The following is a 26,347-nucleotide window of genomic DNA, read 5'->3' on the forward strand; positions in this document are numbered from 1 at the left end:
ACACGCTACAATCGCGCCCCTTACCCTCTCCAAGGATCGCCGATGTCCGGCCTCGAACTCATCGCCGCCGTGCTTGGCGTCACTGCCGTCTGGCTCACCGTCAAACAGAACGCCTGGTGCTGGCCTATCGGCCTGGTGATGGTGCTCATTTATGGCTGGCTGTTCTTTGAGGTGAAGCTGTACTCAGGGATGCTGCTGCAACTGGCCTACGCCGGTTTGCAGTTGTACGGCTGGTGGCAATGGAAACGACCAGACCGGGTAGAGGACGCACGCGCAGTGTCGCGCCTGCCCGTGAAGGCTGTGTTCACCGGGCTGGCAGCGGGCCTGGTGCTCAGCGTTGCCCTTGGCGCAGCCATGGCCCACTGGACCGACGCCGCTCTGCCCTGGATGGACGCTACGCTGACGGGCTTGAGCCTGGTCGCGCAGCTGTGGATGGCGCAAAAGCGCCTGCAGTGCTGGCCACTTTGGTTGGTGGTCGACCTGTTCTATGTTGGCCAGTACCTGCACCAGCAACTGTATTTCACGGCGGGCTTCTTTGCCGTGCTGACCCTCATCGCCGTGCGTGGCTGGCTGGAATGGGGCCGTGATCCGGCGTTGCAGCCAAGCAAGGTGCAACCATGAAGGTCCTGGTACTGTGCGGCCCGGAGTCCAGCGGCAAAAGCTGGCTTAGCGGCGAAATCCAGGCGCACTTTGGCGGTGTGGTGGTCAGCGAGTACGTGCGGCATTTCATCGACCAGCACTGCCGCGACACCTGCTACGCCGATATCACCCCCATCGCCCGCGGCCAGTTGGCCTGGGAAGACCAGGCCCGGGAGATGGCGCCGCCGTTGCTGATCCTCGATACCCACCTGCTCAGCAATATGCTCTGGAGCCAAGCGCTGTTCCAGGATTGCCCACCCTGGCTTGAACAGGCATTGCTTGCACGCCACTACGACCTGCATCTGCTGCTCAGTCCGCAAGGGGTTGACTGGGTTGCCGATGGCCAGCGCAGCCAGCCCGACCTGGCTGACCGCCAGGCATTCTTCGATGACAGCCTGCAATGGCTGCAACGCCATCGGCAAAAGCTGCAAATCATTGATGGCCACTGGCCCCAGCGTAGCGGCTCAGCATTACGTGCCGTGCAACAGCTGCTGCTGGGCACAGCGCCGCACTGCCCCACCGAGTGTTAAACCGGTGATACACCACGCTGGGCGTTGACCCCCGTATTTGCGCACTTCCCCACCAATTGCGGGGGGAGTGTCAAGCAGGTGAGACATTGTTGAAAAGAGCGCTGCAGGCAATGTGCATAGCGGGCAAAACGGCGAGCGGCGGCAAATCTGTCTCAGCGCTGATACAACAACTTCCAGCCGCTCCCAGCTAGATTCTGCAACCCACTGAATTCAAAGCCTTTTCCAAAAGCGGCACGCCTCCTGCTCTCCTCCTCGCAACGCTGAACTAGGCCAGCGCTCGAAGAAGGAATCGCCGTCGTGAGCACACTGGATAAAGGCATTACCCGCCTCTTGCTTGTCGGTTGCGTACTGGGGGCAAGCATGGCGCTGCCGGTCCAGGCCGACAACGGCATCATCGTCATCACCCGCGATGTACAACCTCGGATGGCGATACGTGCGCCACTGGCGCCTGATCCCAACCCCACTACCGCCAACGCCAACCCATCCGCATACGTGCTCAAACAGAGCAACGAATTGAGCGATGGCGACTTCGCCAACATCACCAGTGGCACGGGAATCTCTTCGCTGATCACCCAGCAGACCGACAACCTGGGCGGCAACATCAGCAACCAGAACCAGCTACCGAACCTGGCAGCAGGCCGTGGCACAGGCTCGGGCAACGGTATTTCCAACATGGTCAACTCAAGTGTTCAGCGTGGCCTCGCCCCTCTGCAGATCCTTACCGGAGGCAAATGAGATGAGGCAGACGCTGTCTATCATGGCCGTGTTGTTCAGTGCATCGGCCCTCGCCCAATCCCCCGTTCCTGTGCTCAACCATGCCACCATCGACAGCTCCGGCGCGCAATACCAAGGCAACTTCAGCGTAAACCAGGCCGCCGGCGACCGGCAGCAACAGGCCAATGCCCGGGCTTTTGCGATGGGCCACGGGGCAGATGCAACCACGCAGATTCGCCAACGCCAGCAGTCGATCGTCGACCCCAACATGGGAGCCACCGCCAGCATTCAGGGCGACGCCTTCAGCCATGGCAGCGGCGCTCTTGGCGTCAACCAGAGCGCAGGCGCCAGCACCCAGCAGGCCAATGCCCTGCGCATCAGCATCAGTACACAACCGCAAAGCATCGATGACAGCGTCCTGTTGCAGCAGAACGTGGCGCTGATCAACAGCTCCGATCCAACTGATACCTCACCCGGCTATCGCCAGGTCACTACCGGTGACCAGGCATTCACCGGTAGTCGCGGGGTCATCCAGCTGAATCAGAGCGCCGGGGTGGGCAACCAGACGGCAAACACCCTGAGCGTACGGGTCGCGAACTGACCCAAACAGGTGAGAACAACACTTAACCTAAAAAGACGGAGAAACACCATGAAACCCTCGATGGCAATCAAGCCTCTGGTTTTCGCAATTGCTGCGGTCATGGCTGTTGCTGCACAAGCGGATCAGAACGACAGGCGTGGCAACGGCCACAACCACAACTACACACCACCGGCAAAAGCCGTGTACACCAGTGCCACTGCTGAAGCGACCGACATTCAGAGGAGCACTAACAACAGCATCCGCAACGAAGGCACCATCAACGAAGCCGAGATGAGCAGCTCCGGTACTGGCGCAAGTGGCAACGTGGGCGTCAACGTGGCAGCCGGTAACGGCAACCAGCAGGACAACGCCGCGGCCATCGCCAACACGTCGTCCGACAATGCCGACATCGACAACAGCTTCGTCTTCGGCACAGCCACCGCAACCGCCGATGTTGTCCAGCGCAGCAACAATAACACCGTCAACAACTGGTCGACCCAAAGCTCTGCGGTCATGAGCGGCTCGGCCGATGGCAGCAGCGGCAACATTGGTATCAACGTGGCTGGCGGCGACCTGAACCAGCAGAAAAATACCATGGCCATTGCCAACAACAGTGCCGGTATCGGTAACTCGACCGCCACCGCTTCGGCCGATCAGAATGGCCCTGGCCTGGAAGTCAACAACCGCGCCGACCGTACCTATACCGTCGATACGTTGACCTTCACCACCAGCAAGAGCGGGTCGTCCTCGCGTAGCGGCTCGTTCGATGCGAGCGTCGACAAGAGCTCCAGCTCGAGCTTCAGCGTGGCTGGCTCCAACAGCAGCAGCGCCAGCGGTTCGAAGAGCAGCAGCTCCAGCGGCTCTAGCAGCATGAACGCCAGCGGCTCCAACAGCAGCAGCGCCAGTGGCACCAACAGCATGGCTGCCAGCGGCTCCAGCGGTTGGGATGCCAGTGGTTCGGCCAGCCGGGACCACAGCTCTTCGTCTAGCGCTTCGCTGAACGCCTCGCTCGATGCCAGCATTGAGGGCAGCGCCTCTTCCTCCGAAACGTTTGGCCGCTTCGAGCGTTCTCGCAGCTCCGACTTCGATGCATCGCTCAATGCATCGCTTGACGCCTCGGTGGACAAGTCGCATGACTCGGCCAGCAACTCGTCGTTCGACAAGTCCTACAACTCGTCCTTCGACAAGGCGTATGACTCTTCGTATGACCGTACCCGTGACTCGTCCTATGACAAGTCTCGCGATACCGCCTACGAGAAGGCACACGATTCGGCATGGGAAAAAGCGAGCGCTTCGGCCTACGAGAAAGCTGGCGAAAAAGCGTCGGAATCTTCGGACAGCATCTCGAAGAGCTTCAGCGAGTCTAGCGAGTTTGCGCTGAGCAACACCGTGTCGTTCCAAGTGCTGACCCCGACCGGCTGGGCCAACCCTGTGACCAACACCGCGACCCTGAGTGGTTCGGTCAATGGTGGCAGCGGCAACCTGGGCGTCAACGTGGCAGCAGGTGTGGGCAACCAGCAAAGCAACTCGCTGGCCATCTCCAACACCTCGATGTAACAACTGCGGCCTGGAGGCCCCCTTCGGGGGGCCTCTTTCTAACAAGAAAAAGCAGGGGGCGTCGAACATGCGCATGATCGCCTTGGCAATGTTGCTGAGCATGGCCGGTGTCAGCGAAGCAGCCCAGATGCCATTGTCCGTGCTACCGGGTGGCGCGGTGATCTACAAACCCATCCAGAGCATCCGCGAGCGCAAGTTCGCTGACCTGGTACAGCAGAAAACCGACTTCAGTTGCGGCGCCGCATCTCTGGCAACCATCCTGCGCCAGGCCTACTGGCTTGACGTCGACGAACAACACGTGATCGAGGGGATGCTGGCACACGCTGACCAGGATCTGGTCCGCACCCAAGGCTTCTCGATGCTCGACATGAAGCGCTACGTGGAAAGCCTGGGCATGCGTGCCCGCGGCTACCGGGTAGCCCCGGACACCTTGCACAGTATCCGCATACCGGTAGTCGTGCTGCTGGACATCCGCGGCTACAAGCACTTCGTGGTGATGCAAAAAGTCGATAAAGGCTGGGTATACGTCGGCGACCCGGTACTAGGGCACAAGCGCTTCAAGATCGATGACTTCGTCAAAGGCTGGAACGGCATCATCTTCGCCGTCATCGGCCAAGGGTACGACAAGAACAATATCCTGCTCGATCCGCCGCTGCCGCTGAGCGCCAAGAACCGTGTCAGCAACTTCACCCCGGTGCAGGACGCCGAGCTGATGGACTTCGGCTTCATCCAAAGCGATTTCTTCTAATGACAATGGGCAAGACGCTCCGGGAGCATCCCATGAAGACTTCAACCTGGCTGGCCGCCATTTGCCTGGCCGCCAGCCTTCCGACACAGGCAGAAACGTTCAAACCGATCGAGCTGAAGGATCAGGAACTGGCCAACCTGCGCGGGCGCTACGTTATGCCTGGGCGCATCGTCAGCTTTGGCATCGTCATGACCAGTACCTGGCAGAACGCCAACGGTGAAGTGATTGGTGCAACCTCCGCGATGCAGATCCAGCAGTCGACCATCAAGCCGCAGTTCTATGTGTCGATGATCAATGAAAAAGGTACAGGCAGGCCGCAATCGGGCAGCGCCGGCACCGGTACCGTCACCGGCGGCGGTGGCCTGAACAGTACCGAAGGCGTAACCCAGGTCGTGCGTGCTGCCGGCGATTACAACACCGCCCATAACAATGTCGACATCAATGTCACCAAGGCCAACGAAGCGTCAGCGGCACAACCCCAAGGCCAGGCCCTGGCCGCAGGTACCACGCTGGTCGGTGCCAATGGCGCAGGCTCGCTGAGCGTTACCTCCAGTGGCCGCGGCGTGCAGCTGAACATCATCGCCAGCAACAACCAGGGCAACACCGTGCAGCGCCTGGGTCAGGGTGGCCTTATGCAGAACACTACCCTGCTCGGCACCAGCAACCGCGTCAGCAACCTGACGTCGCTCAATGTGGTGCTGCGTGATGCGCCCACAGCCGGATCGATGGCCCCAAACCTTGATCAGCTCAAAGGCCTTCGTAATCTCGGATACTGATCTACGCTCAGTCTCATCGTATGTAGTCAGAAGGGACGGCTAACCCATGCACCGTTTGTTGACGTTCAGAGCTATCGTTTGTTTGACAACCTTGGCCCCGGCCACTCTGCTACAGGCGGCAACCGACCCACAGGTCGAAACTCTCAAACAGGAACTGATGGCGCTCAAAGAGCGCTATGAAGCCCAACAGAATGCACTGATGGTACTGGAACAACGCCTGCGCCAGGTGGAGGAGGCGCCGCGAGCGCCAGCGCCCAAACGCCTGACAAAGTCCCCCGCCGAGGGCGTCAAGGGTGGGCAGACCGTGGCATCGGGCGCTCCCGGGACCACCGGCAGTTCCTATGGCCAATCGCTGCAGGACGACTCGGAACCTGCGCAAAGTGTGTCCAACCTGTACGACGAAGCCAGCGGTTTCTTCGGCGGCGGCAAGTTCAGTGTCGAAACCGGGCTGACCTACACCCACTACGACACGCGCGCCTTGACCCTTAACGGCTTCCTCGCCCTCGATTCGATCTTCCTCGGCAACATCAACATCGACCGCATCAAGGCAGACAACTGGACGCTGGACCTGACGGCACGCTACAACGTCGATCAGCGCTGGCAGTTCGACATAAACGTTCCCATTGTCTACCGCGAATCGACCTACTCTTCCGGCGGTGCGGGGGGTGCTGCCGGTGTCAGCTCCGATGGTACCGTTACCCGCGACCCCGCCCTCGGTGATATCAACGTCGGCGTGGCCTACAAGTTCCTGGATGAGTCGGAGAACTGGCCCGACGCAGTCGCCACATTACGCATCAAGGCGCCCACCGGCGACGACCCCTATGGCATCAAACTCATCCCGGTCGCCGGTAATGACAACCTGGCTGTCCCTGAGGACCTGCCGACCGGCAACGGTGTCTGGGCGATCACGCCCGGCATCTCGCTGGTCAAGACCTTCGACCCGGCCGTGCTGTTCGCCAGCCTGTCCTACACCTACAACATGGAGGACTCGTTCAGCGACATCAGCCCCACGGTCAACACCAAGGTGCCTGGTGACGTGAAACTCGGCGACTCTTGGCAGATCGGCGGCGGTATTGCGTTTGCCTTGAACGAAAAAATGAGCATGTCGTTCTCGGTCACCGATCAGTTCTCGAGCAAGAGCAAGATCAAACCCGACGGTGGTGACTGGCAGTCAATCACCAACAGCGACTACAACGCGGCGAACTTCAACATCGGCATGACCTTCGCGGCCTCCAACAACCTGACCATCGTCCCGAACCTTGCCATCGGCCTGACCGATGATGCCCCTGACTTTTCCTTCAGCCTGAAGTTCCCTTACTACTTCTGACGTCACTGTAACCGGGCTCCCGGCGGGCCCGGCTTTTGGTAACCAACCCTTAAGTCAGCCGCTTTCATGACCCCACCCTGCTATGATTGCCCATACATTTGTGACGTTTTAACGGCAATCAAGGAAAGTTTTCGTGAAAAACCCGCACGGCCATCCGCATACCCGGCTCGTAGCCCTTGCGACCCTGGTAATAGTGATACCCCTGGCTGCGCGCACCCTGCTGGGTTGGTCCAACCCGCTTGGCTACCTTTCGGACCTTGCCTTGGGCAGCCTGCTGGTGCTGCTGTTGTACCGCAGGCCCTGGTGGCTGGCCACGCCCGTGCTGCTGGCGTGGGCTGCATTGTGGGTCGCTTCGGCAGAGCTGGTCAGTGCAGTGGGCCGGCTGCCTACCAGTGCCGACCTGAGTTACCTGTTCGATACACAGTTCATGGAAAACTCCACCGACGGCGGGCTTGCCCATGCCTGGCTGCCGTGGGTCATGGGCGCTGGCTTGCTGGTTTGGGCGCGCTCTGCCTGGCGCAGCCGCACAACGCCTGACGCACCGCTGGACCCCAAGGCGCTGGCCATACCGTTGACGTTGTTTGGTTTGCACTGGGGCGCTCAGCATCTGGCGCCGTCCGACGCCGATCAGTGGCGCCAGTACAACCTTCCCCATCAGCTCCTTTCCGTCGGCGTCGGTACGCTGCAGCACAAGGCACTGAGCTGGGCCGGGCAAACGCAACCGATCACCCCCCTTCCCACTGCCGGCCTGACCCAGTCAGACCTGAACGGCCAGAAGTTGCCAAGCGGGCGTGCCCGCAACCTGCTGGTGATCACCCTCGAAGGCATCCCCGGCGCCTACGTGCGGCCCAACCGTCAGGCCCTGCACAGCCGTTTTGATGAAAACCTGATGCCCAACCTCAGCCGCTGGGCAGAGCGTGGCATGAACACGCCAGACTACGTATTGCATACCCACCAGACCATTCGTGGCCTGTATGCGATGCTTTGCGGTGATTACGACAAGCTGGCCAACGGTACCCCAAAGGGCATGGAACTGCTCACCCAGCATCAGCGCAACCAGGCTTGCCTGCCAGCCCAGCTGCGCCAGGCCGGCTTCACCACGCATTACCTGCAAGGCGCTGGCCTGCGCTTCATGGCCAAGGACCGCATCATGCCGCACATCGGTTTCGACTCGGTGCACGGCCTGGAATGGTTCAGCAACGAGAACTACCTGCAATTCCCCTGGGGCAAGGATGACCGCGCGTTCTTCGAGGGCGCGCTTGACTACGTGGGCCAGCTCAGGCAACAGGACCGCCCCTGGATGCTTACCCTGCTGACCGTGGGTACCCACCAGCCATACTCGGCGCCCGCTCAATACCTGGAGCGGCATGACACAGCCAAGCAGGCTGCGGTGGCTTATCTGGATGACGCAATCGGTGCATTTCTCGACAACCTCGAACGCCAAGGCGTGCTTAAAGATACGCTGGTCGTAATAACCTCCGACGAGTCCCACGGTATCGACGGCGTGCGCCTTGCCTCCTCTTGGGGCTTCAACCTGACCTTGGCCCCGGAGCAGGCGCAGCTACCCCATATCAAACATGGCACCTATGGCCATATCGATCTGGCAACGTCCTTGCTCGATTATTTCGCCCTGCCAATACCTGCCGCCTTGGGCGGCCGCTCGCTTTACCGCGATTACGATACGGGTCGCGAGATGATTTCCTACACCAACGGCATGTTGCGCTACCACGATGGCCGGGGTGTATTCACCGAATGTGACTTCCAGCAGCGCTGCCGCCGCTATGCCAGCGAGGGCTTCATTGCCGAAAAGGCCAAGTACCTCGGCGCTGGTGACAGCCGACTCGGTGCTCAACTCGGCGCGCTGGCCGGCGTGCTGGATCAGTCCTTGCTGCAGACGCCGCTCAACCTGCGCTATCAGTTCGGCGGCCCCTCGCCCATCCAGTTGCAAGCGCGAATTCGCGATGACTGGGCCGATAACCTGATTGGCGCGCAGTACCTGGAGATGCCTGGGGGGTCACGCACACGAGTACGGGTCAAGGTACGCGCACTCGATCCACAGCATGCCGCCTATATTCAACTCAAGGCCAAGGAACTGGAGCAGGATGTGCCATTGGGGCTGCCTGACGAAATTCGTGTGACTGCCGCCGAGCCGCTGGAGATGGAGTTCGGCTTCGACAACCCGACGCAGCGCAAGGCGTTTTCGTTCCACCTGCTGGGGTATGGCGCAGGGGAAGTCGAAGTCAGCGATTTCAGTGTGATCACGGCGCTGCCAGGCGAAGAGGAGACGGCCGAAGAGGGTTCGGACGGGCATATCGCTCAGTCGAGCTGATCGGCTCTCTGTGGGAGGCGCCTCCCAAGGTAGGCGCCGCTACAAAAAAATTCAGCGAATCTGGTGCTTGTGCAATAGCCGATAGAACGTAGGCCGTGATATTCCGAGCACCTTTGCGGCAAAGCTCAGGTTGTTGCTGTGCCTGTTGAGCACATCACACAAGGCCTGACGTTCTGCCCGATGCTTGTAGTCTTCCAGGGTACCCAACGGCAGATCTTCCTGTTCCAGTACATGCAGGCCAAGGTCTTGAGCCTCGATCTGTCGCCCTTCTGCCAGCACCAGCCCCCGACGCACGCGGTTGGCCAGCTCCCGCACATTGCCCGGCCAATTATGGCGGCCCATTGCAGCCAAAGCGTGGTCACTGAATGTGCGCGGCCTGCGGCCTGTTTCCAGGCTGTAGAAATGGGAAAAATGGTTGGCCAGCATCGACAGGTCACCATGCCGGTCTCGCAAAGGTGCTGTCACTACCTGCAAGACATTGAGCCGGTAGTACAGGTCTTCGCGAAAGCGGCCTTGTTCGATGGCACGCTCCAGGTCCACGTGCGTCGCCGCCAGCACCCGCACATCGACCGGTATCGGCTGGCTTCCACCTACCCGCTCGATGTGCTTTTCCTGCAAAAACCGCAGCAGGTTAGCCTGTAGTTCCAACGGCAGGTCGCCAATTTCGTCGAGGAACAAGGTGCCGCCATGGGCTGCTTCGATACGGCCGACCTTGCGCTGGTGGGCGCCAGTAAAAGCGCCCTTCTCATGCCCGAACAGCTCCGACTGGATCAGGTGCTCGGGTATCGCACCGCAATTGATGGCGATAAACGGCATTTCGCAGCGCTGCGACTGCCGATGCAGGGTGCGAGCGACCAGTTCCTTGCCTGTACCGCTTTCCCCACGTATCAGCACCGGTGATTCGGTTGGGGCCAGCTTGCCCAGCAGTTTGCGCAATTCGAGAATCGGCCGGCTGTCGCCGAGCAGCTCGTCCTTGAGGCCATCGATCGGCACGGTGCCCTTGCCCCGCAAGCGGGCCATGCCAAACGCGCGCCCCAAGGTCACCAGAACCCGAGACACATCGAACGGCAAGGTATGGAAGTCGAAGAACCACTCGCAAACGAAGTCACCCACATTCTGAATTCGCAGTTGTTCGGCGTTGAGCACCGCGATCCATTCGGTGTTGCTGCGCTTGATCATGTCCTTGACTGCATCCGGGTGTCGCAAATGCGAATCCTGCAAGCGCAGCAGGCCAATATCGCAACGGTGCTCCAGCGCCAGGTCAAGGCTACAGCTGTGAACATCCCAACCGGCGTTTTCAAGGCCTGGCAACAGGCGGTGGCAATCGTCGCAGGGGTCGACGATGAGCAAGCGACGAAGGGATGCGGTTTCGTGCATGACCGTTCCTTGGCGCCAGATTATGGTTTTTTACGAGAAAACAGTAAGTTGCGGCGCCCATTTAACAGTAGCAACGAACTTGACGCTGCCCACTACCGTCTGTCCGCCCATTTCTGACGGTTTTCGGGCATTCGGGAATTTTTCGTAATAAACGGCGTCACAGGCGGCGCAGGAAACAAAAAATGTGTGCGTCGTAAAAAAATTTACAACCACTGTGTGACTTCACCCCTAACTTGGAGCATCAGTACAAATAACCCCGCGCTGCGTATCGCGACAACCTGAAGCGATAGCAGTTACGCGGACTTGAATTTCGATGTTTGGGACCATAGAGAGACCGAACCATGAATGCCCCGCTCCGTGTCAACGAAGCACTGCTGATCGCCGACCACGCCTTCGAACCCTTCCAGTGCGTCGCCTGGGATGCACCCAACGGTACTGGTGAGCTGAGCCTGGCAGTGATCGACCGGACCAGCACCCGTATCGGCAGCAAGCAAGTGTCTTCGCGCATCTATTCCGACCCGGCCCAGTGGGCCAGCCTGATCGAAGAAGTGCGTGCCGAACTGTGCCAGAAAGGCTATGCCCTGCAACCCTGGTCGATGCCGAAGTAATATCAGAGTTTGCGTGCAAGTGCGTGTTCGGCACGCACTTGTGCAACTTTCCAGTACCACTCAGGCAACTTGCACAACTGCGACAAAGTGTCGCCCCACCCTCGCGCAGTGCATCACTCTTTTAGCTTGAATTGCTCGATATGCTGATAGCGTGCTTGCAATTGCATGGCAAGTTGCTGTGCCCGCCCCAGACGAACCGGCGCCATTTCCATGTCCACCAATAGTGTGGCACAGGGCATCGGCTGCAGATCATTTGAGCGCTGCAGACGTCCATCGGTGAATACCAGGCAGCGCTGCTGCTCCTGTGGGTGGGCTTTTTGCCTTGCCTGCAGCCAGCGCCTGCCCTGCTCCAGGGCTGCGATCAGCGGCGTACCGCCGCCAGCACCCAATGCGTTCAACCAGGGTTGCAGTGACGCCGAGGCTTTCAGGCCATGACGCTGCCACTGCGGTGCACCGCCGCTGGCGGTCAGCAAGGCTAGTCGCGCACGCTGGCGGTAAGCCTGGTCAAACAACTCTGCCAGCAGCCCTTTACTCTGTGCCAGTGCCTTGTGCCGGCGGGTGGAGGCCGAAGCATCGACGATCACCAGCCACAGCTGGGCAGCACTGCCTTGGCGCTGTTGCCAGCAAAGGTCTTGGCGCACGCGTGGTCGCCCTTTCAGCAAAGTAGACAGCCAGGCCACGCGGCCCTTCCCCGCTGCACGCACGCGGCCACGGCTGGCACCGCTCAGCTTACCGACCCGGGGCAAGGCATCCGCCACATTAGTGCCTGGCGGGCGGATGCTCAGGGCTTTTTTGCCCAGTTCGGCACCTCACGCCGGGCACCGCTGGCCACAGGCTGCGCAGGCAGCGCGCCCCAATCACCCTGCCCGCCCTGGCTATGCCCATCGCGACCGCCTGCCTCGGGGGGATTGGAAGGTGGTGCCACCTCTGGCGGTACGCGGCGTCGATGGCGCAATGCGAATTCCGCGACCGCATCGACATCAAGCTCCTCGATCGCCTCGCCACCGCGCCAGGCACAATGGGCGCGGGCGGCACGTAGCCAGACCAGGTCTGCACGCAGGCCGTCGACCCCAGCGGCGAAACAGCGCTCGGTGATCCAGGCCAAGGCCTGATCGTCCAGCGCTATCGCTGCCAGCCCCTGACGCGCCGCATGACAGCGTTCGCGCAACTGTGCCTGAGCAGCGGCCCACTGTTCACAGAACGCCAGGGGGTCGGTGTCGAATGCCAAGCGACGACGAATGATCTGCTGGCGCGCCTGTGGCGCGGGCAAGCCATCGAGCACCACATTCAGACCGAAGCGGTCGAGCAACTGCGGACGCAACTCGCCTTCTTCGGGGTTCATGGTGCCAATCAGAACGAAACGGGCACTGTGGCGGTGGGAAATGCCGTCACGCTCTATACGGTTGGTGCCGCTGGCAGCCACATCGAGCAAAAGATCGACCAAGGTGTCGGGTAGCAGGTTGACCTCATCGACGTACAGCACGCCGCCATCAGCCTGGGCCAGCACCCCTGGCGAAAATTGCGCCTTGCCCTGCCCCAGTGCCGCATCGAGGTCGAGCGTGCCGACCAGCCGTTCCTCACTGGCGCCCAGCGGCAGGGTGACGAACGGCCCCTCACCGAGCAGGTCGGCCAAGCCGCGAGCCAAGGTACTTTTGGCCATGCCACGCGGGCCCTCGATCAGCACGCCGCCGATTTTCGGGTCGATTGCGGTCAGGCACAGCGCCAGCTTCAGGTCGTCTGCACCGACCACGGCCGCCAGGGGAAATTGCACGGGTTCACTCATTTCAAGCTTGTTCCTCGCCGTCGAGCAACTGCTCCTCAAGGGCTTCGCGGTATTCACCAGGCGCTTCCCAGAGCCCGCGCTGCTGGGCCTCCAGCAATCGCTCGGTGAGGTCTCGCAAAGCCTCGGGGTTATGCTCACGCATGAAGTCGCGGGTCGCCGGGTCGAGCACATAGGCATCGGCCAGCGACTGATAATGATGGTCATCGATCAGGTGTGTGGTGGCATCGAAAGCGAACAGGTTGTCGACCGTCGCCGCCAGTTCGAAGGCCCCCTTGTAGCCGTGCCGCTTGGCCCCGTCGATCCATTTGGGGTTGAGGGCTCGGGCGCGAATGACCCTGTTCAGTTCCTCTTTGAGGGTGCGGATACGCGGCCGATCGACCTGGCTGTGGTCGCCGTGATAACTGGCCACCACCGCACCGGACAAGGTTTCGGACGCCGCCAGCATGCCACCTTGAAACTGGTAATAGTCGTTGGAATCGAGCAGGTCGTGCTCATGGTTGTCCTGGTTCTGCAGCACCGCCTGGACCTGGCCCAGCCGCCTGGCGAACTGAACACGCGCCGGGGTGCCTTCGTCACTGCCACCGTAAGCGTAGCCGCCATGGTTGAGGTACACCTCGGCCAGATCGTCCCGGCTATGCCACAGGCGGCCATCGATTGCATTCTGCACCCCGGCCCCGTAGGCGCCGGGCTTGGCGCCGAATACCCGCCAACCGGCCTGGCGTGCAGCCTGTTCGGCCTCCACCCCTTCAGCCTGCAGCGCCGCTCGCTCGGCACGCACCCGCGCCGCCAGGGGGTTGAGGTCATCCGGTTCGTCCAGCGCCGCTACCGCCTGTACCGCGGCATCGAACAGGCGGATCAGGTTGCCGAAGGCATCGCGGAAAAAGCCCGAGACACGCAGGGTCACATCCACCCGTGGGCGATCGAGCAGGCTCAACGGCAGGATCTCGAAATCGTCGACACGCTGGCTACCGGTAGCCCATACCGGGCGCACGCCCATCAGCGCCATGGCCTGGGCAATATCGTCACCGCCGGTGCGCATGGTTGCAGTGCCCCACACCGAAAGGCCAAGCTGGCGCAGATGGTCGCCGTGGTCCTGCAAATGGCGTTCAAGGACCAGGTTCGCTGAGGCGAAACCCAGGCGCCAGGCAGTCGTGGTGGGCAGGTTGCGTACATCCACCGTATAGAAGTTGCGGCCCGTGGGCAGTACATCCAGGCGACCGCGGCTGGGTGCCCCGCTGGGGCCGGCTGGTACGAAGCGCCCAGCCAATGCTGCGAGAAGGCCATTGATCTCGGCCGGCCCGCAGGCATCCAGGTCTGGAGCAACCTGCTCCTGTAAGGCCTGCACCACCTGACGTACCGGCTGCCATTGCGCCTCGTCGGGCAATTGCAGAGCGCCGCCCAAAGCTTGCTCGATCACCTGCAGTGCCAGCAGTTCAAGGCGTTCCCGGCTGTCGCCAAAGGTACGCCACGGTGCTTCGCTGACGGCCTGCAGTAGCGCCGGGCGCGGCTCCGCCCAGTTTTGCCCCAGGTCACAGTCCAATGGGTCGAAGCCCAGCACCAAAGCCTTGGCGAGTGTGCGCAACAAACTGGCGTTACCACCCCGACCATCACCGCGCTCGACCCGAAGCAAAGCCAGCAAGGTGTCGATCCGCAGGCGGGCTTGCGGAGACTGGCCAAATACGTGCAGGCCATCACGGATCTGGGACTCCTTGAGATCGCACAGGTAGGTATCCAGGCGTGGCAGCCACACGGCGGCGTCGTCCAGTTGCCCTTCCAGTTGCAGCTCGCGGTCGATGTGGTTGGCCTTGACCAGCTCGAGGATGTCGCGCTGCAGTTCACGGGCGCGGCGCGGGTCGAGCATCTGCGCTTCATAGAACTCATCAGCCAGCTGTTCAAGCTCGCGCAACGGGCCGTAGGTTTCGGCTCGGGTCAACGGTGGCATCAGGTGGTCGATGATCACTGCCTGCGTGCGGCGCTTGGCCTGGGCTCCCTCGCCCGGGTCGTTGACGATAAACGGGTAGATGTTCGGCAGCGGGCCGAGTAGCGCATCCGGCCAGCACTGGTCAGACAGGCCGACGCCTTTGCCGGGCAGCCACTCCAGGTTGCCATGTTTGCCCACATGGATGACCGCATCGGCGGCAAAGGCGTGGCGCAGCCAGAAATGGAATGCCAGGTAGCCATGCGGCGGAACCAGATCCGGGTCGTGGTACACCGCACTGGGGTCGACCTGGTAACCGCGTGCCGGCTGGATGCCGACGAAGGTCAGGCCATAGCGCAGCCCGGCCACCATCAGGCGGCCGCTGCGGTACATCGGGTCCTGCTCGGGCGCCCCCCAGCGTTCCAGCACAGCCTTGCGGTTGGCTTCGGGCAGGCGCTCGAAAGCGGCCTGATAATCTGCCAGGCTCAGGCTCTGGGCGCAGGGGCGCTGGTCGAGGTGATCGAGATCGTTGGTGACGCCGCCGAGCAATTGGTGAATCAGTTGGGTGCCGCTGTCCGGCAATTCGCCCAGCGGGTAGCCTTCAGCCTGCAGCGCCTTGAGAATGTTAAGCGCCGCCGCAGGGGTATCGAGCCCAACACCATTGCCGATGCGCCCGTCCCGGGTCGGGTAGTTGGCCAGCACCAGCGCAATGCGCTTTTGCCCATTGGGCAGGCGCGCCAGCGCCACCCAGCGCCTGGCCAGCTCGGCGACAAAATCCATACGCTCCGGATGGGCGCGATAGCACACCACGTCAGACTGGCTGCGCTCGCTGCGCCAAGCCATGTCCTTGAAGCTCACCGGCCGGGTAATGATGCGCCCGTCCAGCTCGGGCAAGGCAATGTGCATGGCCAGATCGCGAGCGCCCAGGCCTTGCTCGCTGGCTTCCCAACCGGGTTGGTTGTCTTGTGCACAGATGGCCTGCAGCACCGGTATGTCCCGGCGAAACGGCCGCAGGCTGGGACGCTCCGGACTGGACATGGCAAAGCCCGTGGTATTGATCAGGACCTCGGCGCCCGCTTCGTCCAGCCAGTTTTCGACCTGTTCCAGGCAGGCGCTTTCCTTGAGGCTGGCAACGGCGATCGGCAGCGGATTGAGGCCGGCCGCCTGCAGGCGCTGGCAAAACACGTCGATGAACGCGGTATTGGCTGCCTGCAGGTGCGAGCGGTAGAACAGTAGCGGCGCTACCGGGTGCTCCGGGTGCCACTGGGCGTACCAGTCCTGGAGCGTGGCATTGGGAGTACCCGGGTGATACACCGAGGTGCGTGGCAACGGTTGCGGTGCATCCCAGCTGTAATCACGGCCCAGCCACTGGCTGGCCAGGTACTTGAACAGATTGACGGCGTTGGCCTTGCCGCCCTGACGCAGGTAGTGCCAAAGGCGCTCGGCTGGCTCTCCAGTGACGGTGCCAAGCCCGGTCAATTCCGGATCGGGGCGGTCGTCACCGGGCACCAGGATCAATTGCACGCCGCGTGAAGCCAGTTCGACCAGTTGTTCCACCCCATAGCGCCAGTAGCCGACGCCACCGTGCAACGACACCAGGATCACCTTGGCGTGGCGCAGCACCTCGTCGACATACAGGTCGACGGAGGCATGGTTCTGCACCTGCATGGGGTTGGCCAGGCGCAGGCTGGGGTAGTCGTCCGGCAGTTGCTCGGCGGTTTCGGCGAGCAACGCCAAATGCGAGTCGCCGCTGCAGAGGATCACCAGCTCGGCGGGTGTCTGGCCGAGGTCGGCGATGCTGTCGTCCGGCACGAAGCCGCCGGGCTGGGTCCGCAGCAGGTGCATGGGTCAGGCGCCCAGTGCCTGGCGCAGACGCGCTTGCAGATGCGCGGCATCAAGGTCTTGGCCGATCAGCACCAGGCGGGTGCTGCGCGGCTCATCGGCACGCCAGGCGCGGTCGAAGTGCTTGTCGAAACGGGTGCCTACACCCTGCACCAGCAGGCGCATCGGCTTACCGGGAATGGCCGCGAAGCCCTTGGCGCGGAGGATGCCGAACTCCACCACCAGTTGGGTCAGGGCATCGAGCAGCAGCGCTTCGTCGGCCTCTGGCAGGTCGATGGAGATGGAGTCGAAGGCATCGTGATCGTGATCATCGTGGCCTTCACCGTCGTGATGCGAATCATGGTGAGTGCGGCGGCCATCGATGTGCGCCTCGGACTCTGCCCCGACGCCCAGCAGCACGTTCAGCGGCAGGCGGCCGCTGCTGGCCTCGATCACCTTGACCGCAGGCGGCAATTCTTCGGCCACTTCGGCGCGCACTTTGGCCAGGCCTTCGGCGTCGATCAGGTCAGCTTTGTTCAGTACCACCAGATCGGCACTGGCCAGTTGATCGGCGAACAATTCGTGCAGCGGCGACTCATGGTCCAGGTTGGGGTCGAGCTTGCGTTGGGCGTCGACCTGGTCCGGGTAGGCGGCGAAGGTACCGGCGGCGACAGCTGGGCTGTCGACCACGGTGATAACCGCGTCGACGGTGCAGGCGTTGCGGATTTCCGGCCACTGGAAGGCTTGCACGAGCGGTTTTGGCAGTGCGAGGCCGCTGGTTTCGATGAGGATGTGGTCGAGGTCGCCACGGCGCGCCACCAGTTCACGCATGACCGGGAAAAATTCTTCTTGCACGGTGCAGCAGAGGCAGCCGTTGGCCAGTTCGTAGACGCGGCCGCTAGCCTCTTCTTCAGTGCAGCCGATGCTGCACTGCTTGAGGATTTCACCATCGATGCCGAGTTCGCCGAACTCATTGACGATGACTGCGATGCGGCGGCCTTGGGCGTTGTCGAGCATGTGCCGGAGCAAAGTGGTCTTGCCCGAGCCGAGAAAGCCGGTGACGATGGTGACGGGGAGTTTGGCCAGTGTTTTCATGTCGCGTTGCCCTTGGCAGGATGGCGCGGGCATGCGGGACGAAAGCCGCGGCCAGGTCGGCCGGGCTCGTTCGCCACCGGATCACCCCGCCCGGTTGATAGTCGAAAACGTTGCGAGGCAGGTCTCCTGGCTTGCACCGTTGCGGCCCTTTCGATCACGGGGCTGGCGGGATGACGCCTTCCCGCGCTTGGGCGCAGTGGCTGTGTCGATCCGTTACCGGTGCTTACAGTTGCGGGGGCAGCCGCGGCTTGTACCGCGTTCCCGTCTTAGCTTCGGCCTGGCCGAAGAACCTCGAAGCGGCAAGGCTACGCGGGGGGTGGCAGGTGGTCAACTGTTGGCGTGCACCACCCACGCCCCTCTCCAATTAACCCTGCTCTTGCTGTTGCTGTTGCTGTTGCTGTAGCTCTTGCTGTTGCTCTTGCTGTTGCTGTTGCTGTAGCTCTTGCTGTTGCTCTTGCTGTTGCTGTTGCTGTTGCTTTTCTAGCGCGCAAGTACAGGCACCACAGATCGCGACTTCAGGAGGCCGAGCGCAGGTCTTGCGAAGGGAGGTGACGGGCATGGATGCCCGTCAAGCGCTGCGGCCCATGGATGGGCCGTCAGCGCGGTCCTCCCGGGAGCAAGGCCGGAGCGAGGGAACCCCGGAGCGTAGCGTAGGGGCCGGATGATAGGAGCCAGCCTTTTTTGGTTACTTTTTGGGGCGTTTGCCAAAAAGTGACCCGCCGTAAGGGCGGAAAGGTGAGTGAGCGCCGCCATAGCAAATGGATATGCCCGCATGAATCAAAGCCCTCGCATGAGCTTTTGGCTTTTGGCTGGCGTGAATATCCATTGGCCGTGGCGGCGCTCACTCACCTTTCCGCCCTTACGGCGGGTCCCTTTTTGTCTTGGCAAAAAGGAACCAAAAACCGCCCGCTCCCATCATCCGGCCCCTACGCTTCGCTCCGGGGTTCCCTCGCTCCGGCCTTGCTCCCGGGAGGACCGCGCTGACGGCCCATCCATGGGCCGCAGCGCTTGACGGGCATCCATGCCCGTCACCTCCCTCCGCAAGACCTGCGCTCGGCCTCCTGAAGTCGCAATCTGCGGTGTCTGAACTATCGCGCTCTGAAAAGCAAAAGCAAAACAACGGCAACGGCAACGGCAACCAAACAATGACCTGCGATAAGGCCTGCGATTGACGCAAACCCTGCCCCGTGCTCTCCTTGCACCTTGCGTTCAGGTGCCCCCTCTGGGGGTGAAACGGGAAACCGGTGCGTCGCAGGCCCTCGATCAGGGCCGGACAATCCCGGTGCTGCCCCCGCAACGGTAAGCGAGCGAAGCGTCTAGACCACTGTGCCACATCGTACGGCATGGGAAGGTGACGCTTTACCAGGAGCCCTGCTCCTCCTCGCAAGCCCGGAGACCGGCCTGGCGTTCATGAACACCCCGCGGTGGGCGGGCGCTGTCGCATTTCCCTGGGCCATTCAAGCCCGGGGTTGCCGCGCTTGCCTGTTGCTCAATCGGCACAATGCCCTACAAAGCAGAGGAACGCGTCATGCCCGTCACCAGCGCCAAACACGGTATCGCCACCCCCGTCACCCTCAGCCAGCGCGTGGTCATCGCCGCCGCTGCCAGCCTGTTGGGCCTGTGCCTGATCTACTTTGCCGGCTTCTCACACATCGAAGCCGTGCACAACGCTGCCCACGACACCCGCCACAGCGCCGCGTTCCCTTGCCACTGAGACCGCCCCATGATCAAGCGCATTGCCCGCACCGCCGGGTTCAGCGGGCTGCTCGCAGCCTTGTTGTTGACCCTGCTGCAAAGCTTCTGGGTCGCACCGCTGATTCTTGAGGCGGAAACCTATGAATCGGCAGCCCCCACCACCGAGCACCACAGCCACGATATCCAGGCAACCGTTGGGCATGAACATGCTGCGGCGCACGAACACAGTGCCGATGCCTGGTCACCGGAGGACGGCTGGCAGCGCATCCTCGCCACCACCGGTGGCAACCTCGTCGTAGCCGTCGGCTTCGCCCTGATCCTTGCCGCGCTGTACAGCCTGCGTGAGCCCAACCGCGTCACCACCGGCGCATTATGGGGCTTGGCCGGGTTCGCCGTGTTCTGCCTGGCACCCACCTTGGGCCTGCCGCCAGAGCTGCCAGGCACCGCAGCCGCAGACCTCGGCCAGCGCCAGAACTGGTGGATTGGCACCGCCGCCACCACCGCGCTGGGGCTTGCATTGCTGGTGTTCGCTCGTCATTGGCTGCTCAAGGCCCTCGGGGCAGTATTGCTGGTAGTGCCGCATGTGATCGGCGCTCCGCAACCCGAAGTCCATGAAAGCCTGGCCCCAGAAGCCCTGGAAACACAGTTCAAGATCGCTTCGTGGGCAACCAACGCTGCCTTCTGGCTGGCTCTGGGCCTACTCAGCGCCTGGCTGTACCGCCGTTCCAGCCAGGCTTGATGGCAAGCCACCACCCGCTGCCGGCGCTTTACGCCGGCTTTGGTTGCCGCCGGGGCTGCCCGGTTGAGGTCCTGGACGAGCTGCTGCACCAGGCACTTCATGGCCACGGGCTGACGCTGTCGGCGTTGCGCGGCATCGCCAGCATCACGTCGAAAGCCGACGAACCTGGCCTGCGACAACTCGCCGAACGTCACAATTTGCCCCTGCTGGTGTTCGACGCCTCGCAACTACAGGCTTACGAGCCACAACTGAGCCATCGCTCTGCGGTGGCATTCGCCCACAGCGGTTGCTGGGGCGTCGCGGAGAGCGCAGCCCTGGCAATGGCCCATCATGAACGCGGCAACGCCTCGCTTGTGGTGACGCGGCAAACGCTCGGCGCCGCTACCCTGGCCCTTGCCTGCGGCGGATAATTGGCCCACCCATTCACCTGCAAGGATTTTCCATGACGGTCTACTTCATCGGCGCCGGCCCCGGCGACCCGGAATTGATCACGGTCAAAGGGCAACGCCTGATCCGTCAGTGCCCAGTGATCATCTACGCCGGCTCCCTGGTGCCCGCGGCAGTGCTCGACGGGCACCAGGCCGAGACCGTGATAAACAGCGCGGAACTGCACCTGGAGCAAATCGTGGAGGCCATGCACGCGGCCCATGAAAAAGGCCAGGATGTCGCCCGTGTTCACAGTGGCGATCCCAGCTTGTACGGCGCAATCGGCGAGCAGATCCGCCATCTGCGCGAGCTGGGTATCGATTACCAGATCATTCCGGGTGTAACCGCTACCGCTGCCAGTGCCGCGCTGCTGGGCTGCGAGCTGACGCTGCCTGAGGTGGCGCAGACGGTCATTCTAACCCGCTACGGGGACAGCTCACCCATGCCAGCAGGCGAGCAACTGGGCGACCTGGCGCGTCATGGTTGCACCTTGGCGATCCACCTCGGCGTGAAACACCTGGCTCGAATCGTCGATGAGCTTGTCCCCCATTACGGCGCAGACTGCCCGGTGGCCGTTGTTCACCGCGCCACTTGGCCCGATCAGGACTGGGCACGGGGCACCCTCGAGGATATCGTCGAGAAGGCAGCCGCGAAGGGTTTTCGTCGCACCGCGCTGATTCTCGTCGGGCACGTACTGGGCGATGCTCCGTTCGCCGAGTCAGCCCTGTACCGCGCCGGGCATGCGCACCTTTATCGCCGGGGCAGTTGAACATTGCCAAGCTGATACAGACCGTAGCAGACTCCAGGCTCCATCCCGCGGACCGGAGTCGCGCCCATGCTGGAACTACGCCCCAATTGCGAATGCTGCAATAGCGATCTGCCGGGCGACAGCCCTGACGCGCTGATCTGCTCGTTCGAATGCACATTCTGCAAAAGCTGTGCTGAAACCCACTTCAATGGCCGCTGCCCCAACTGCTCAGGTCAATTGGTCGCACGCCCCACCCGGGTTGGTACGGCCTTGAGCAACAACCCACCTGCCACTGAGCGCGTGCTCAAGCCCCACGCCCGCTGTGCTTGAACAACTTGCAGCCACAAGCATCGGCGAAAAAATACCCTGGCGATGCTTGTACTCAGACGATTTTGTAGGACTTTTCAACAAAGTCGTCCTCCTAACTCAACAGATCTATACTCGCCATTACCAAGGAACCGGAATGGACGTATCGTGCTGCGCTGCAGAAAGACCTTGCAGACGTATTCCTGATTAGCCTTAGGAAACGGACCACATTCCGACAGGAGTTAGCCTCATGACAACCGTGCTGATCGTTGACGATCACTCTACCGTTCGATTCGCGCTGCGCATGCTGCTTGAGCGCGAGCGCTTCAAAGTTGTGGGGGAAGTCGAGAACGGTAGCGAAGTGGCGCAGGTAGCACGCAACCTGCGACCCGACGTCGTGATCCTGGATATCGGGCTTCCTGGCCTCGACGGCATGGAAGTCATCAAGCGCCTGCAGCAACTCGAACAGGTCCCCAGGATCATGGTATTGACCGGACAGGCCACCGAGTTGTACGTCCGCCGTTGCCTGGATGCCGGTATAGGCGCATTTGTAACCAAAGATGAAGATCTCGATGCCGTCGTCTTTGCCATGAAAGCCTTGGTCAAGGGGTATTCGACCTTCCCGCAGATGTCGGTGAACAGCAACACTCTGGACAGCGAGCACGGGCGCCTGGGCAGCCTGTCAAATCGGGAGATGGAAGTGCTTCGGCGTCTGGCCCGTGGTGAAAACAACAAGAACATAGGCCATTGCATGAACCTCAGCGCCAAGACCATCAGCACCTACCGTGGCCGCATCATGGACAAGCTCAAGACTGAATCATTGGTAGAAATGGTTGATCTGGCCAAACGCAATAACGTCAATTAGGCGCGTGATCGGCATGAAGTGCGTACTGGTTGCGCTGTTGCTGGCCATTGGCATGGCTGGCTCCGCGCTCGCCGCACCGGCAGATGTCGAAACGCGGCGCTTGTTGGCACGTGCTGTCAGCACCGCTTCGCCACTGCAACTCGATGCCCAGGACCGCCAATGGTTGCAGCAGCGCAAAGTTCTGTTGCTGGGCAGCTCGCGTCCCGATTATCCCCCGTTCGAGATCAACATCAGCCCGAGCGACTATGAGGGCCTGAGCGCAGACTATGCCGGGCTAATATCCGAACTTCTGGAGATACCGATAGAGGTCAGGCGCTTTCCCAGCCGCCATGCGGCGATTGCAGCCTTGCGCGACGGCAAAATCGATTTGCTGGGCAGCTCCAACAGTTTCGAAGCGGCCGATGCCCAGCTGAACCTGAGCCAACCCTACGCAGACGATTTGCCAGTCATCGTCACCCGCGAAGGGCGCACCCTGAAAAACAACACAGACCTCACAGACGTGCGCCTGGGCATGGTCGATCACTACCTGCCGAGCGAAACGGTCCGCTCGCTCTACCCCAAAGCACAGTTGAGCCTTCATCGCTCAACGCTGGCAGGGCTGGCAGCGGTGGAAATGGGAGAGGTGGACGCCTATCTGGGCGACGCTATCAGCACCGATTTTCTTATTGGCAAAAGCTACCAGGGTACGGTGAAGATCGACCATTTCTGCCGTGGGCCAGCGGGCACCTTTTCCTTCGCCCTGGCCAATGACAACCCGCGCCTGCGCCGCCTGATCGACATGGCCCTGGCAAGGATCACAGAAAGCGAGCGTTTGAACATCCTGCGCCGTTGGACAAGTGGCAACACCAGCCTGTTGCTCGAACGCCATCTGTCAGCACTTACCGCGGAAGAACAGACGTGGATAGACCAGAATCCTACTGTCAGTGTACTGATCGACGCCGCACTTGCGCCGCTGACCTTCAACGATGCCCAGCAGCAGCCCAGCGGGATTACCATCGACCTGCTCAAGCAGATAACCCTGCGCACCGGGCTGACATTCAAGCTCATCGAGCGTAACGCCGTGCAGACCATGATCGAACAAGTGGCACGCGGCGAGGCGCAGATGATCGGGGCCCTGGGTTATGGTGCGAAGCGCCAGACGCAACTGCGCTACACCCGCCCCTACCTCGTCAGCCCGAGGGTTCTGGTCACACGCAGCCAGACGCCCTGGCCGCCACAGTCCAGGGGGCTGGAGGGCAAACGTATCGCCCTGCTGCGGGGCTCACCCCTGCGAGCAGAAGTGCAACGCCAGCACCCCAAGGCGGTAGTGGTAGAAGTGAACAATCCGCTAGGTTTGATGGAAGCAGTCGCCAATGGCAATGCTGACGTCGCCTACAGCAGTCATATCAACGCGAAGTACTACATCACTCATGTTTTCAAGGACCAGCTACGCATAGCCACAGTGCTCGGTGATGACCCGGCGACCGCGGCATTCGCCGTCGCCCCTGACCAGCCGCAGTTGCAGGCCATTCTCGACAAAGCCCTGTTGAGCATTCCTCCTGAAGAACTCGACCAACTGATCAATCGCTGGCGTATCAGCACCGTGGTCAGCGACAGCCCATGGCGCAACTACCGCACACTGGCATTGCAAGTGCTGGTGCTTTCTGCGCTGTTGCTGGCCGGCGTGGTGTTCTGGAACAGCTACCTGCGCAAACTGATAAACCAGCGTACCGAGGCGCAGCGCGCCTTGCAGGAACAATTGTCGCTGAGCCGCGGCCTGCTCGAACAGCTGCGCCAGGCCAAGGACGATGCTGAACGGGCCAGCCATACCAAAAGCACCTTTTTGGCGACCATGAGCCACGAGATCCGCACGCCCATGAATGCGGTGATCGGCCTGCTCGAACTGGCGCTGGAAGATAGCCGTAAGGGCCGTTGCGATACTCAGGTCCTGCAGACCGCGCATGATTCGGCCATTGGCCTGTTGGGGCTGATTGGCGACATCCTCGATATTTCCCGCATCGAATCCGGCCACATGAGCCTGCAGCCAGAAGCCACCGACCTGGTCGAACTGGTCCGCACCACCCTGCGGGTCTTCGACGGCAATGCACGAGTCAAGGGCCTGCGCCTGCACTGCGAACTACCCGAAGGGCCCGTCTGGGTGTTGGCAGACGCCCTGAGGATCAAGCAAATCCTCTCCAACCTGCTGAGCAATGCAATCAAGTTCACCGATCGGGGCGAGGTTCACGCAACCTTGGCACTTGAGCCGATAACCGCCGGCAACAGCGTGCAAGTGCAGCTGAGCGTGCGCGACACCGGTATTGGCATTGGTTTGACAGACCAGGCTCGTCTCTTCAGCGCTTTTGCCCAGGCTGATGGCCCGCGGGCGCGACAGGGCGCAGGGCTGGGTCTGGTGATAAGCCGCACCCTTGCCAAACTGATGGGCGGCACCCTTAACCTGCAGAGCGTCGAAGGTGTAGGCACCAAGGTATCGGTCGAGCTGCAGCTGCCGACCTGCAAAGCCCCGTTGCCTGCCGAGCACGCTGTACCCAGCCAAGGTAGTGAAAGCGGGCCCCTGAACATCCTGGTGGTGGATGATTACCCGGCCAACCTGCTGTTGCTGGAGAAACAGCTCAATACTTTGGGCCATCGAGTGACGTTGGCCGAAAATGGCCAAACGGCGCTGGCCCTCTGGCAGGCTGAAGAGTTTGACCTGGTCATCACCGACTGCAGCATGCCAGTGATGGACGGCCACCAACTGGCCCGCAGCATTCGTCTGCAGGAGCATGAATTGGCCAGGTCAGCCTGTACGATCATCGGGATCACCGCCAACGCCCAGGCCCAAGAACATGAGCGTTGCCTGGCCAGTGGCATGGACGACTGCCTGTTCAAACCTGTCGGCCTCAGCGCCCTCAAAGCCCATTTGCCGCAGAACCAAGCCACTCCTATTGCGCCGCAGCCAAAGGCCAGCGGCTTCAACCTCGACGAGTTGCGCCACCTGACCCAGGACGATGAACAGCTTGTCCGCCGCCTGCTTGAACAGCTTTCGCAAAGCGCCAGCGAAGACCTTGCGGCGCTACGCGGCCTGGGCAGTACACCAGACGGCGATGCGGTGCGCGCCGTCGCCCACCGTATAAAGGGCGGCGCCAAGATGCTCAAGGTGCGCGGCGTGGTCACGGATTGCGAAGCCATCGAACAGGCCCAGGCGCGGGGCGTGCCCACCGACGCCCTGCGCCTGCAACTGGAAACCAGCCTGCAGACCCTGCAGCGCGAACTCTCCGACGCCCTCAGTGCAATTGCAACGTAGAATTGATCTGGCTGATCGCGTCAACCACGTGGCGTGACCCCTGCTGGATCTCCATGATCACAGTCCCTGCCTCGTTAGCCAGGGCAACACCTCGCCCCGTGCGTGTCAGGCTCGATTGCATGCTAGCCACTGCCGTGAGCGAAAGATCATGGTTCTGCCGTACCACATCGACGATCTCCAGGGTCGCCTTGCTGGTGCGTGCGGCCAGGCTGCGCACCTCGTCGGCGACCACAGCGAAACCGCGCCCATGTTCACCAGCACGTGCCGCTTCGATCGCGGCATTCAAGGCCAGCAAGTTGGTCTGATCGGCGATGCCGCGAATGGTCAGGACAATCTGCCCGATCACGTCCGATTGTTTGCTGACGGCATCGATGCTGCGCGCCGCGTCATTGAGCTCCTGGGAAATCTGCTCGATGACTTGCACGGTTTGCTGTACCACTTCGGTGCCCTTCCGTGCGCATGCATCAGTCTGTACCGAACTGG

Annotated in this window: 23 protein-coding genes and 2 riboswitches; of the genes, 17 read left to right on the top strand and 6 right to left on the bottom strand. The window is 61.8% G+C overall.

The features are described 5' to 3' along the window. Positions 1–42: 42 nt before the first annotated feature. The 9 genes from pnuC (at position 43) to ACMGF5_RS22580 (ending at position 9,200) form a co-directional block, all read left to right on the top strand. Entirely contained in the window at positions 43–621 is a 579-nt protein-coding gene (gene pnuC, locus ACMGF5_RS22540) for a nicotinamide riboside transporter PnuC (RefSeq protein WP_414157236.1), read from the top strand. Continuing rightward, entirely contained in the window at positions 618–1,169 is a 552-nt protein-coding gene (locus ACMGF5_RS22545) for an AAA family ATPase (RefSeq protein WP_414157237.1), read from the top strand. Before pnuC ends, ACMGF5_RS22545 begins: the two co-directional genes overlap by 4 nt. Before the next feature lie 297 nt (positions 1,170–1,466). Then, positions 1,467–1,904, top strand: coding sequence for a hypothetical protein (locus tag ACMGF5_RS22550; protein ID WP_046786121.1), 438 nt, complete (start codon positions 1,467–1,469; stop codon positions 1,902–1,904). A 1-nt stretch (position 1,905) separates the two neighbouring features. Then, on the top strand, positions 1,906–2,484 hold the full coding sequence (locus ACMGF5_RS22555) for an adhesin (protein WP_115274706.1): 579 nt from the start codon (positions 1,906–1,908) through the stop codon (positions 2,482–2,484). 48 nt (positions 2,485–2,532) lie between these two features. Beyond that, on the top strand, positions 2,533–4,020 hold the full coding sequence (locus tag ACMGF5_RS22560; RefSeq protein WP_046786119.1) for a hypothetical protein: 1,488 nt from the start codon (positions 2,533–2,535) through the stop codon (positions 4,018–4,020). Positions 4,021–4,087: 67 nt separating this feature from the next. Next, positions 4,088–4,768 carry a C39 family peptidase gene (locus ACMGF5_RS22565; protein ID WP_046786118.1) on the top strand — a complete coding sequence of 227 codons (681 nt, stop codon included), beginning with the start codon at positions 4,088–4,090 and terminating at the stop codon, positions 4,766–4,768. Positions 4,769–4,800: 32 nt separating this feature from the next. Then, on the top strand, positions 4,801–5,544 hold the full coding sequence (locus tag ACMGF5_RS22570; RefSeq protein WP_414157238.1) for a hypothetical protein: 744 nt from the start codon (positions 4,801–4,803) through the stop codon (positions 5,542–5,544). A gap of 46 nt (positions 5,545–5,590) precedes the next feature. Continuing rightward, positions 5,591–6,871, top strand: a complete 1,281-nt coding sequence (locus ACMGF5_RS22575) for a transporter (RefSeq protein WP_115274703.1) — start codon at positions 5,591–5,593, stop codon at positions 6,869–6,871. A gap of 133 nt (positions 6,872–7,004) precedes the next feature. Then, positions 7,005–9,200 carry an LTA synthase family protein gene (locus ACMGF5_RS22580; RefSeq protein ID WP_414157239.1) on the top strand — a complete coding sequence of 732 codons (2,196 nt, stop codon included), beginning with the start codon at positions 7,005–7,007 and terminating at the stop codon, positions 9,198–9,200. Between the two features lie 51 nt (positions 9,201–9,251). Here ACMGF5_RS22580 and ACMGF5_RS22585 read toward each other — a convergent pair whose 3' ends face one another. Then, positions 9,252–10,577, bottom strand: a complete 1,326-nt coding sequence (locus ACMGF5_RS22585; RefSeq protein ID WP_119687079.1) for a sigma-54 dependent transcriptional regulator — start codon at positions 10,575–10,577, stop codon at positions 9,252–9,254. 341 nt (positions 10,578–10,918) lie between these two features. On the opposite strand from ACMGF5_RS22585, the gene ACMGF5_RS22590 reads away from it, so the two are divergent. Continuing rightward, positions 10,919–11,185, top strand: coding sequence for a hypothetical protein (locus ACMGF5_RS22590; protein ID WP_012314620.1), 267 nt, complete (start codon positions 10,919–10,921; stop codon positions 11,183–11,185). 113 nt (positions 11,186–11,298) lie between these two features. Here ACMGF5_RS22590 and ACMGF5_RS22595 read toward each other — a convergent pair whose 3' ends face one another. From ACMGF5_RS22595 to cobW, 4 genes are all read right to left on the bottom strand, one after another. Continuing rightward, positions 11,299–11,889 (bottom strand): vWA domain-containing protein, encoded by a 591-nt coding sequence (locus ACMGF5_RS22595; protein ID WP_161871095.1) that lies wholly within the window; start codon positions 11,887–11,889, stop codon positions 11,299–11,301. A 77-nt stretch (positions 11,890–11,966) separates the two neighbouring features. Further along, entirely contained in the window at positions 11,967–12,968 is a 1,002-nt protein-coding gene (locus tag ACMGF5_RS22600) for an ATP-binding protein (RefSeq protein ID WP_119687080.1), read from the bottom strand. Between the two features lies 1 nt (position 12,969). Further along, on the bottom strand, positions 12,970–16,731 hold the full coding sequence (gene cobN, locus ACMGF5_RS22605) for a cobaltochelatase subunit CobN (RefSeq protein ID WP_414157240.1): 3,762 nt from the start codon (positions 16,729–16,731) through the stop codon (positions 12,970–12,972). A gap of 3 nt (positions 16,732–16,734) precedes the next feature. Further along, on the bottom strand, positions 16,735–17,802 hold the full coding sequence (gene cobW / locus ACMGF5_RS22610) for a cobalamin biosynthesis protein CobW (RefSeq protein WP_346640429.1): 1,068 nt from the start codon (positions 17,800–17,802) through the stop codon (positions 16,735–16,737). 98 nt (positions 17,803–17,900) lie between these two features. After that, positions 17,901–18,111: riboswitch (cobalamin riboswitch) on the bottom strand. An 885-nt stretch (positions 18,112–18,996) separates the two neighbouring features. After that, a riboswitch (cobalamin riboswitch) is annotated at positions 18,997–19,222 on the top strand. A gap of 108 nt (positions 19,223–19,330) precedes the next feature. Here cobW and ACMGF5_RS22615 point away from each other — a divergent pair. The 7 genes from ACMGF5_RS22615 to ACMGF5_RS22645 all read left to right on the top strand — a co-directional run bounded on the left by ACMGF5_RS22615 (position 19,331) and on the right by ACMGF5_RS22645 (position 25,864). Then, the gene (locus ACMGF5_RS22615) at positions 19,331–19,516 is read left to right on the top strand and encodes a CbtB domain-containing protein (RefSeq protein WP_115274697.1); all 186 of its coding nucleotides are present in this window, start codon (positions 19,331–19,333) and stop codon (positions 19,514–19,516) included. Between the two features lie 9 nt (positions 19,517–19,525). Continuing rightward, a complete protein-coding gene (locus tag ACMGF5_RS22620) occupies positions 19,526–20,236 on the top strand; it encodes a CbtA family protein (protein ID WP_414157241.1) in 711 nt (236 codons plus the stop codon). A 17-nt stretch (positions 20,237–20,253) separates the two neighbouring features. Beyond that, a complete protein-coding gene (locus ACMGF5_RS22625; protein ID WP_251962602.1) occupies positions 20,254–20,646 on the top strand; it encodes a cobalamin biosynthesis protein in 393 nt (130 codons plus the stop codon). Positions 20,647–20,678: 32 nt separating this feature from the next. Then, positions 20,679–21,431, top strand: a complete 753-nt coding sequence (cobM, locus tag ACMGF5_RS22630) for a precorrin-4 C(11)-methyltransferase (protein WP_119687083.1) — start codon at positions 20,679–20,681, stop codon at positions 21,429–21,431. A 66-nt stretch (positions 21,432–21,497) separates the two neighbouring features. Further along, positions 21,498–21,740, top strand: coding sequence for a DUF1272 domain-containing protein (locus ACMGF5_RS22635; RefSeq protein WP_046786105.1), 243 nt, complete (start codon positions 21,498–21,500; stop codon positions 21,738–21,740). 226 nt (positions 21,741–21,966) lie between these two features. Next, positions 21,967–22,581: a response regulator transcription factor gene (locus ACMGF5_RS22640; RefSeq protein ID WP_046786104.1), complete on the top strand. Its 615-nt coding sequence runs from the start codon at positions 21,967–21,969 to the stop codon at positions 22,579–22,581. A gap of 13 nt (positions 22,582–22,594) precedes the next feature. Then, entirely contained in the window at positions 22,595–25,864 is a 3,270-nt protein-coding gene (locus ACMGF5_RS22645) for a transporter substrate-binding domain-containing protein (RefSeq protein WP_414157242.1), read from the top strand. Here ACMGF5_RS22645 and ACMGF5_RS22650 read toward each other — a convergent pair. Further along, positions 25,845–26,303 carry a methyl-accepting chemotaxis protein gene (locus ACMGF5_RS22650; RefSeq protein WP_256658456.1) on the bottom strand — a complete coding sequence of 153 codons (459 nt, stop codon included), beginning with the start codon at positions 26,301–26,303 and terminating at the stop codon, positions 25,845–25,847. The two genes, ACMGF5_RS22645 and ACMGF5_RS22650, sit on opposite strands and share 20 nt — an antisense overlap. Positions 26,304–26,347 lie beyond the last annotated feature (44 nt).

The organism is Pseudomonas sp. BNK-15 (assembly GCF_047456105.1).
Lineage (GTDB): Bacteria > Pseudomonadota > Gammaproteobacteria > Pseudomonadales > Pseudomonadaceae > Aquipseudomonas > Aquipseudomonas putida_E.

Coding starts and splice junctions, on each gene's coding strand:
- ACMGF5_RS22590 (WP_012314620.1), top strand. CDS start 10,919: ATGAATGCCCCGCTCCGTGTCAACGAAGCACTGCTGATCGCCGACCAC.
- ACMGF5_RS22555 (WP_115274706.1), top strand. CDS start 1,906: ATGAGGCAGACGCTGTCTATCATGGCCGTGTTGTTCAGTGCATCGGCC.
- ACMGF5_RS22640 (WP_046786104.1), top strand. CDS start 21,967: ATGACAACCGTGCTGATCGTTGACGATCACTCTACCGTTCGATTCGCG.
- pnuC (WP_414157236.1), top strand. CDS start 43: ATGTCCGGCCTCGAACTCATCGCCGCCGTGCTTGGCGTCACTGCCGTC.
- ACMGF5_RS22615 (WP_115274697.1), top strand. CDS start 19,331: ATGCCCGTCACCAGCGCCAAACACGGTATCGCCACCCCCGTCACCCTC.
- ACMGF5_RS22565 (WP_046786118.1), top strand. CDS start 4,088: ATGCGCATGATCGCCTTGGCAATGTTGCTGAGCATGGCCGGTGTCAGC.
- ACMGF5_RS22560 (WP_046786119.1), top strand. CDS start 2,533: ATGAAACCCTCGATGGCAATCAAGCCTCTGGTTTTCGCAATTGCTGCG.
- cobM (WP_119687083.1), top strand. CDS start 20,679: ATGACGGTCTACTTCATCGGCGCCGGCCCCGGCGACCCGGAATTGATC.
- ACMGF5_RS22585 (WP_119687079.1), bottom strand. CDS start 10,577: ATGCACGAAACCGCATCCCTTCGTCGCTTGCTCATCGTCGACCCCTGC.
- ACMGF5_RS22620 (WP_414157241.1), top strand. CDS start 19,526: ATGATCAAGCGCATTGCCCGCACCGCCGGGTTCAGCGGGCTGCTCGCA.
- ACMGF5_RS22635 (WP_046786105.1), top strand. CDS start 21,498: ATGCTGGAACTACGCCCCAATTGCGAATGCTGCAATAGCGATCTGCCG.
- ACMGF5_RS22575 (WP_115274703.1), top strand. CDS start 5,591: ATGCACCGTTTGTTGACGTTCAGAGCTATCGTTTGTTTGACAACCTTG.
- ACMGF5_RS22600 (WP_119687080.1), bottom strand. CDS start 12,968: ATGAGTGAACCCGTGCAATTTCCCCTGGCGGCCGTGGTCGGTGCAGAC.
- cobW (WP_346640429.1), bottom strand. CDS start 17,802: ATGAAAACACTGGCCAAACTCCCCGTCACCATCGTCACCGGCTTTCTC.
- cobN (WP_414157240.1), bottom strand. CDS start 16,731: ATGCACCTGCTGCGGACCCAGCCCGGCGGCTTCGTGCCGGACGACAGC.
- ACMGF5_RS22645 (WP_414157242.1), top strand. CDS start 22,595: ATGAAGTGCGTACTGGTTGCGCTGTTGCTGGCCATTGGCATGGCTGGC.
- ACMGF5_RS22570 (WP_414157238.1), top strand. CDS start 4,801: ATGAAGACTTCAACCTGGCTGGCCGCCATTTGCCTGGCCGCCAGCCTT.
- ACMGF5_RS22545 (WP_414157237.1), top strand. CDS start 618: ATGAAGGTCCTGGTACTGTGCGGCCCGGAGTCCAGCGGCAAAAGCTGG.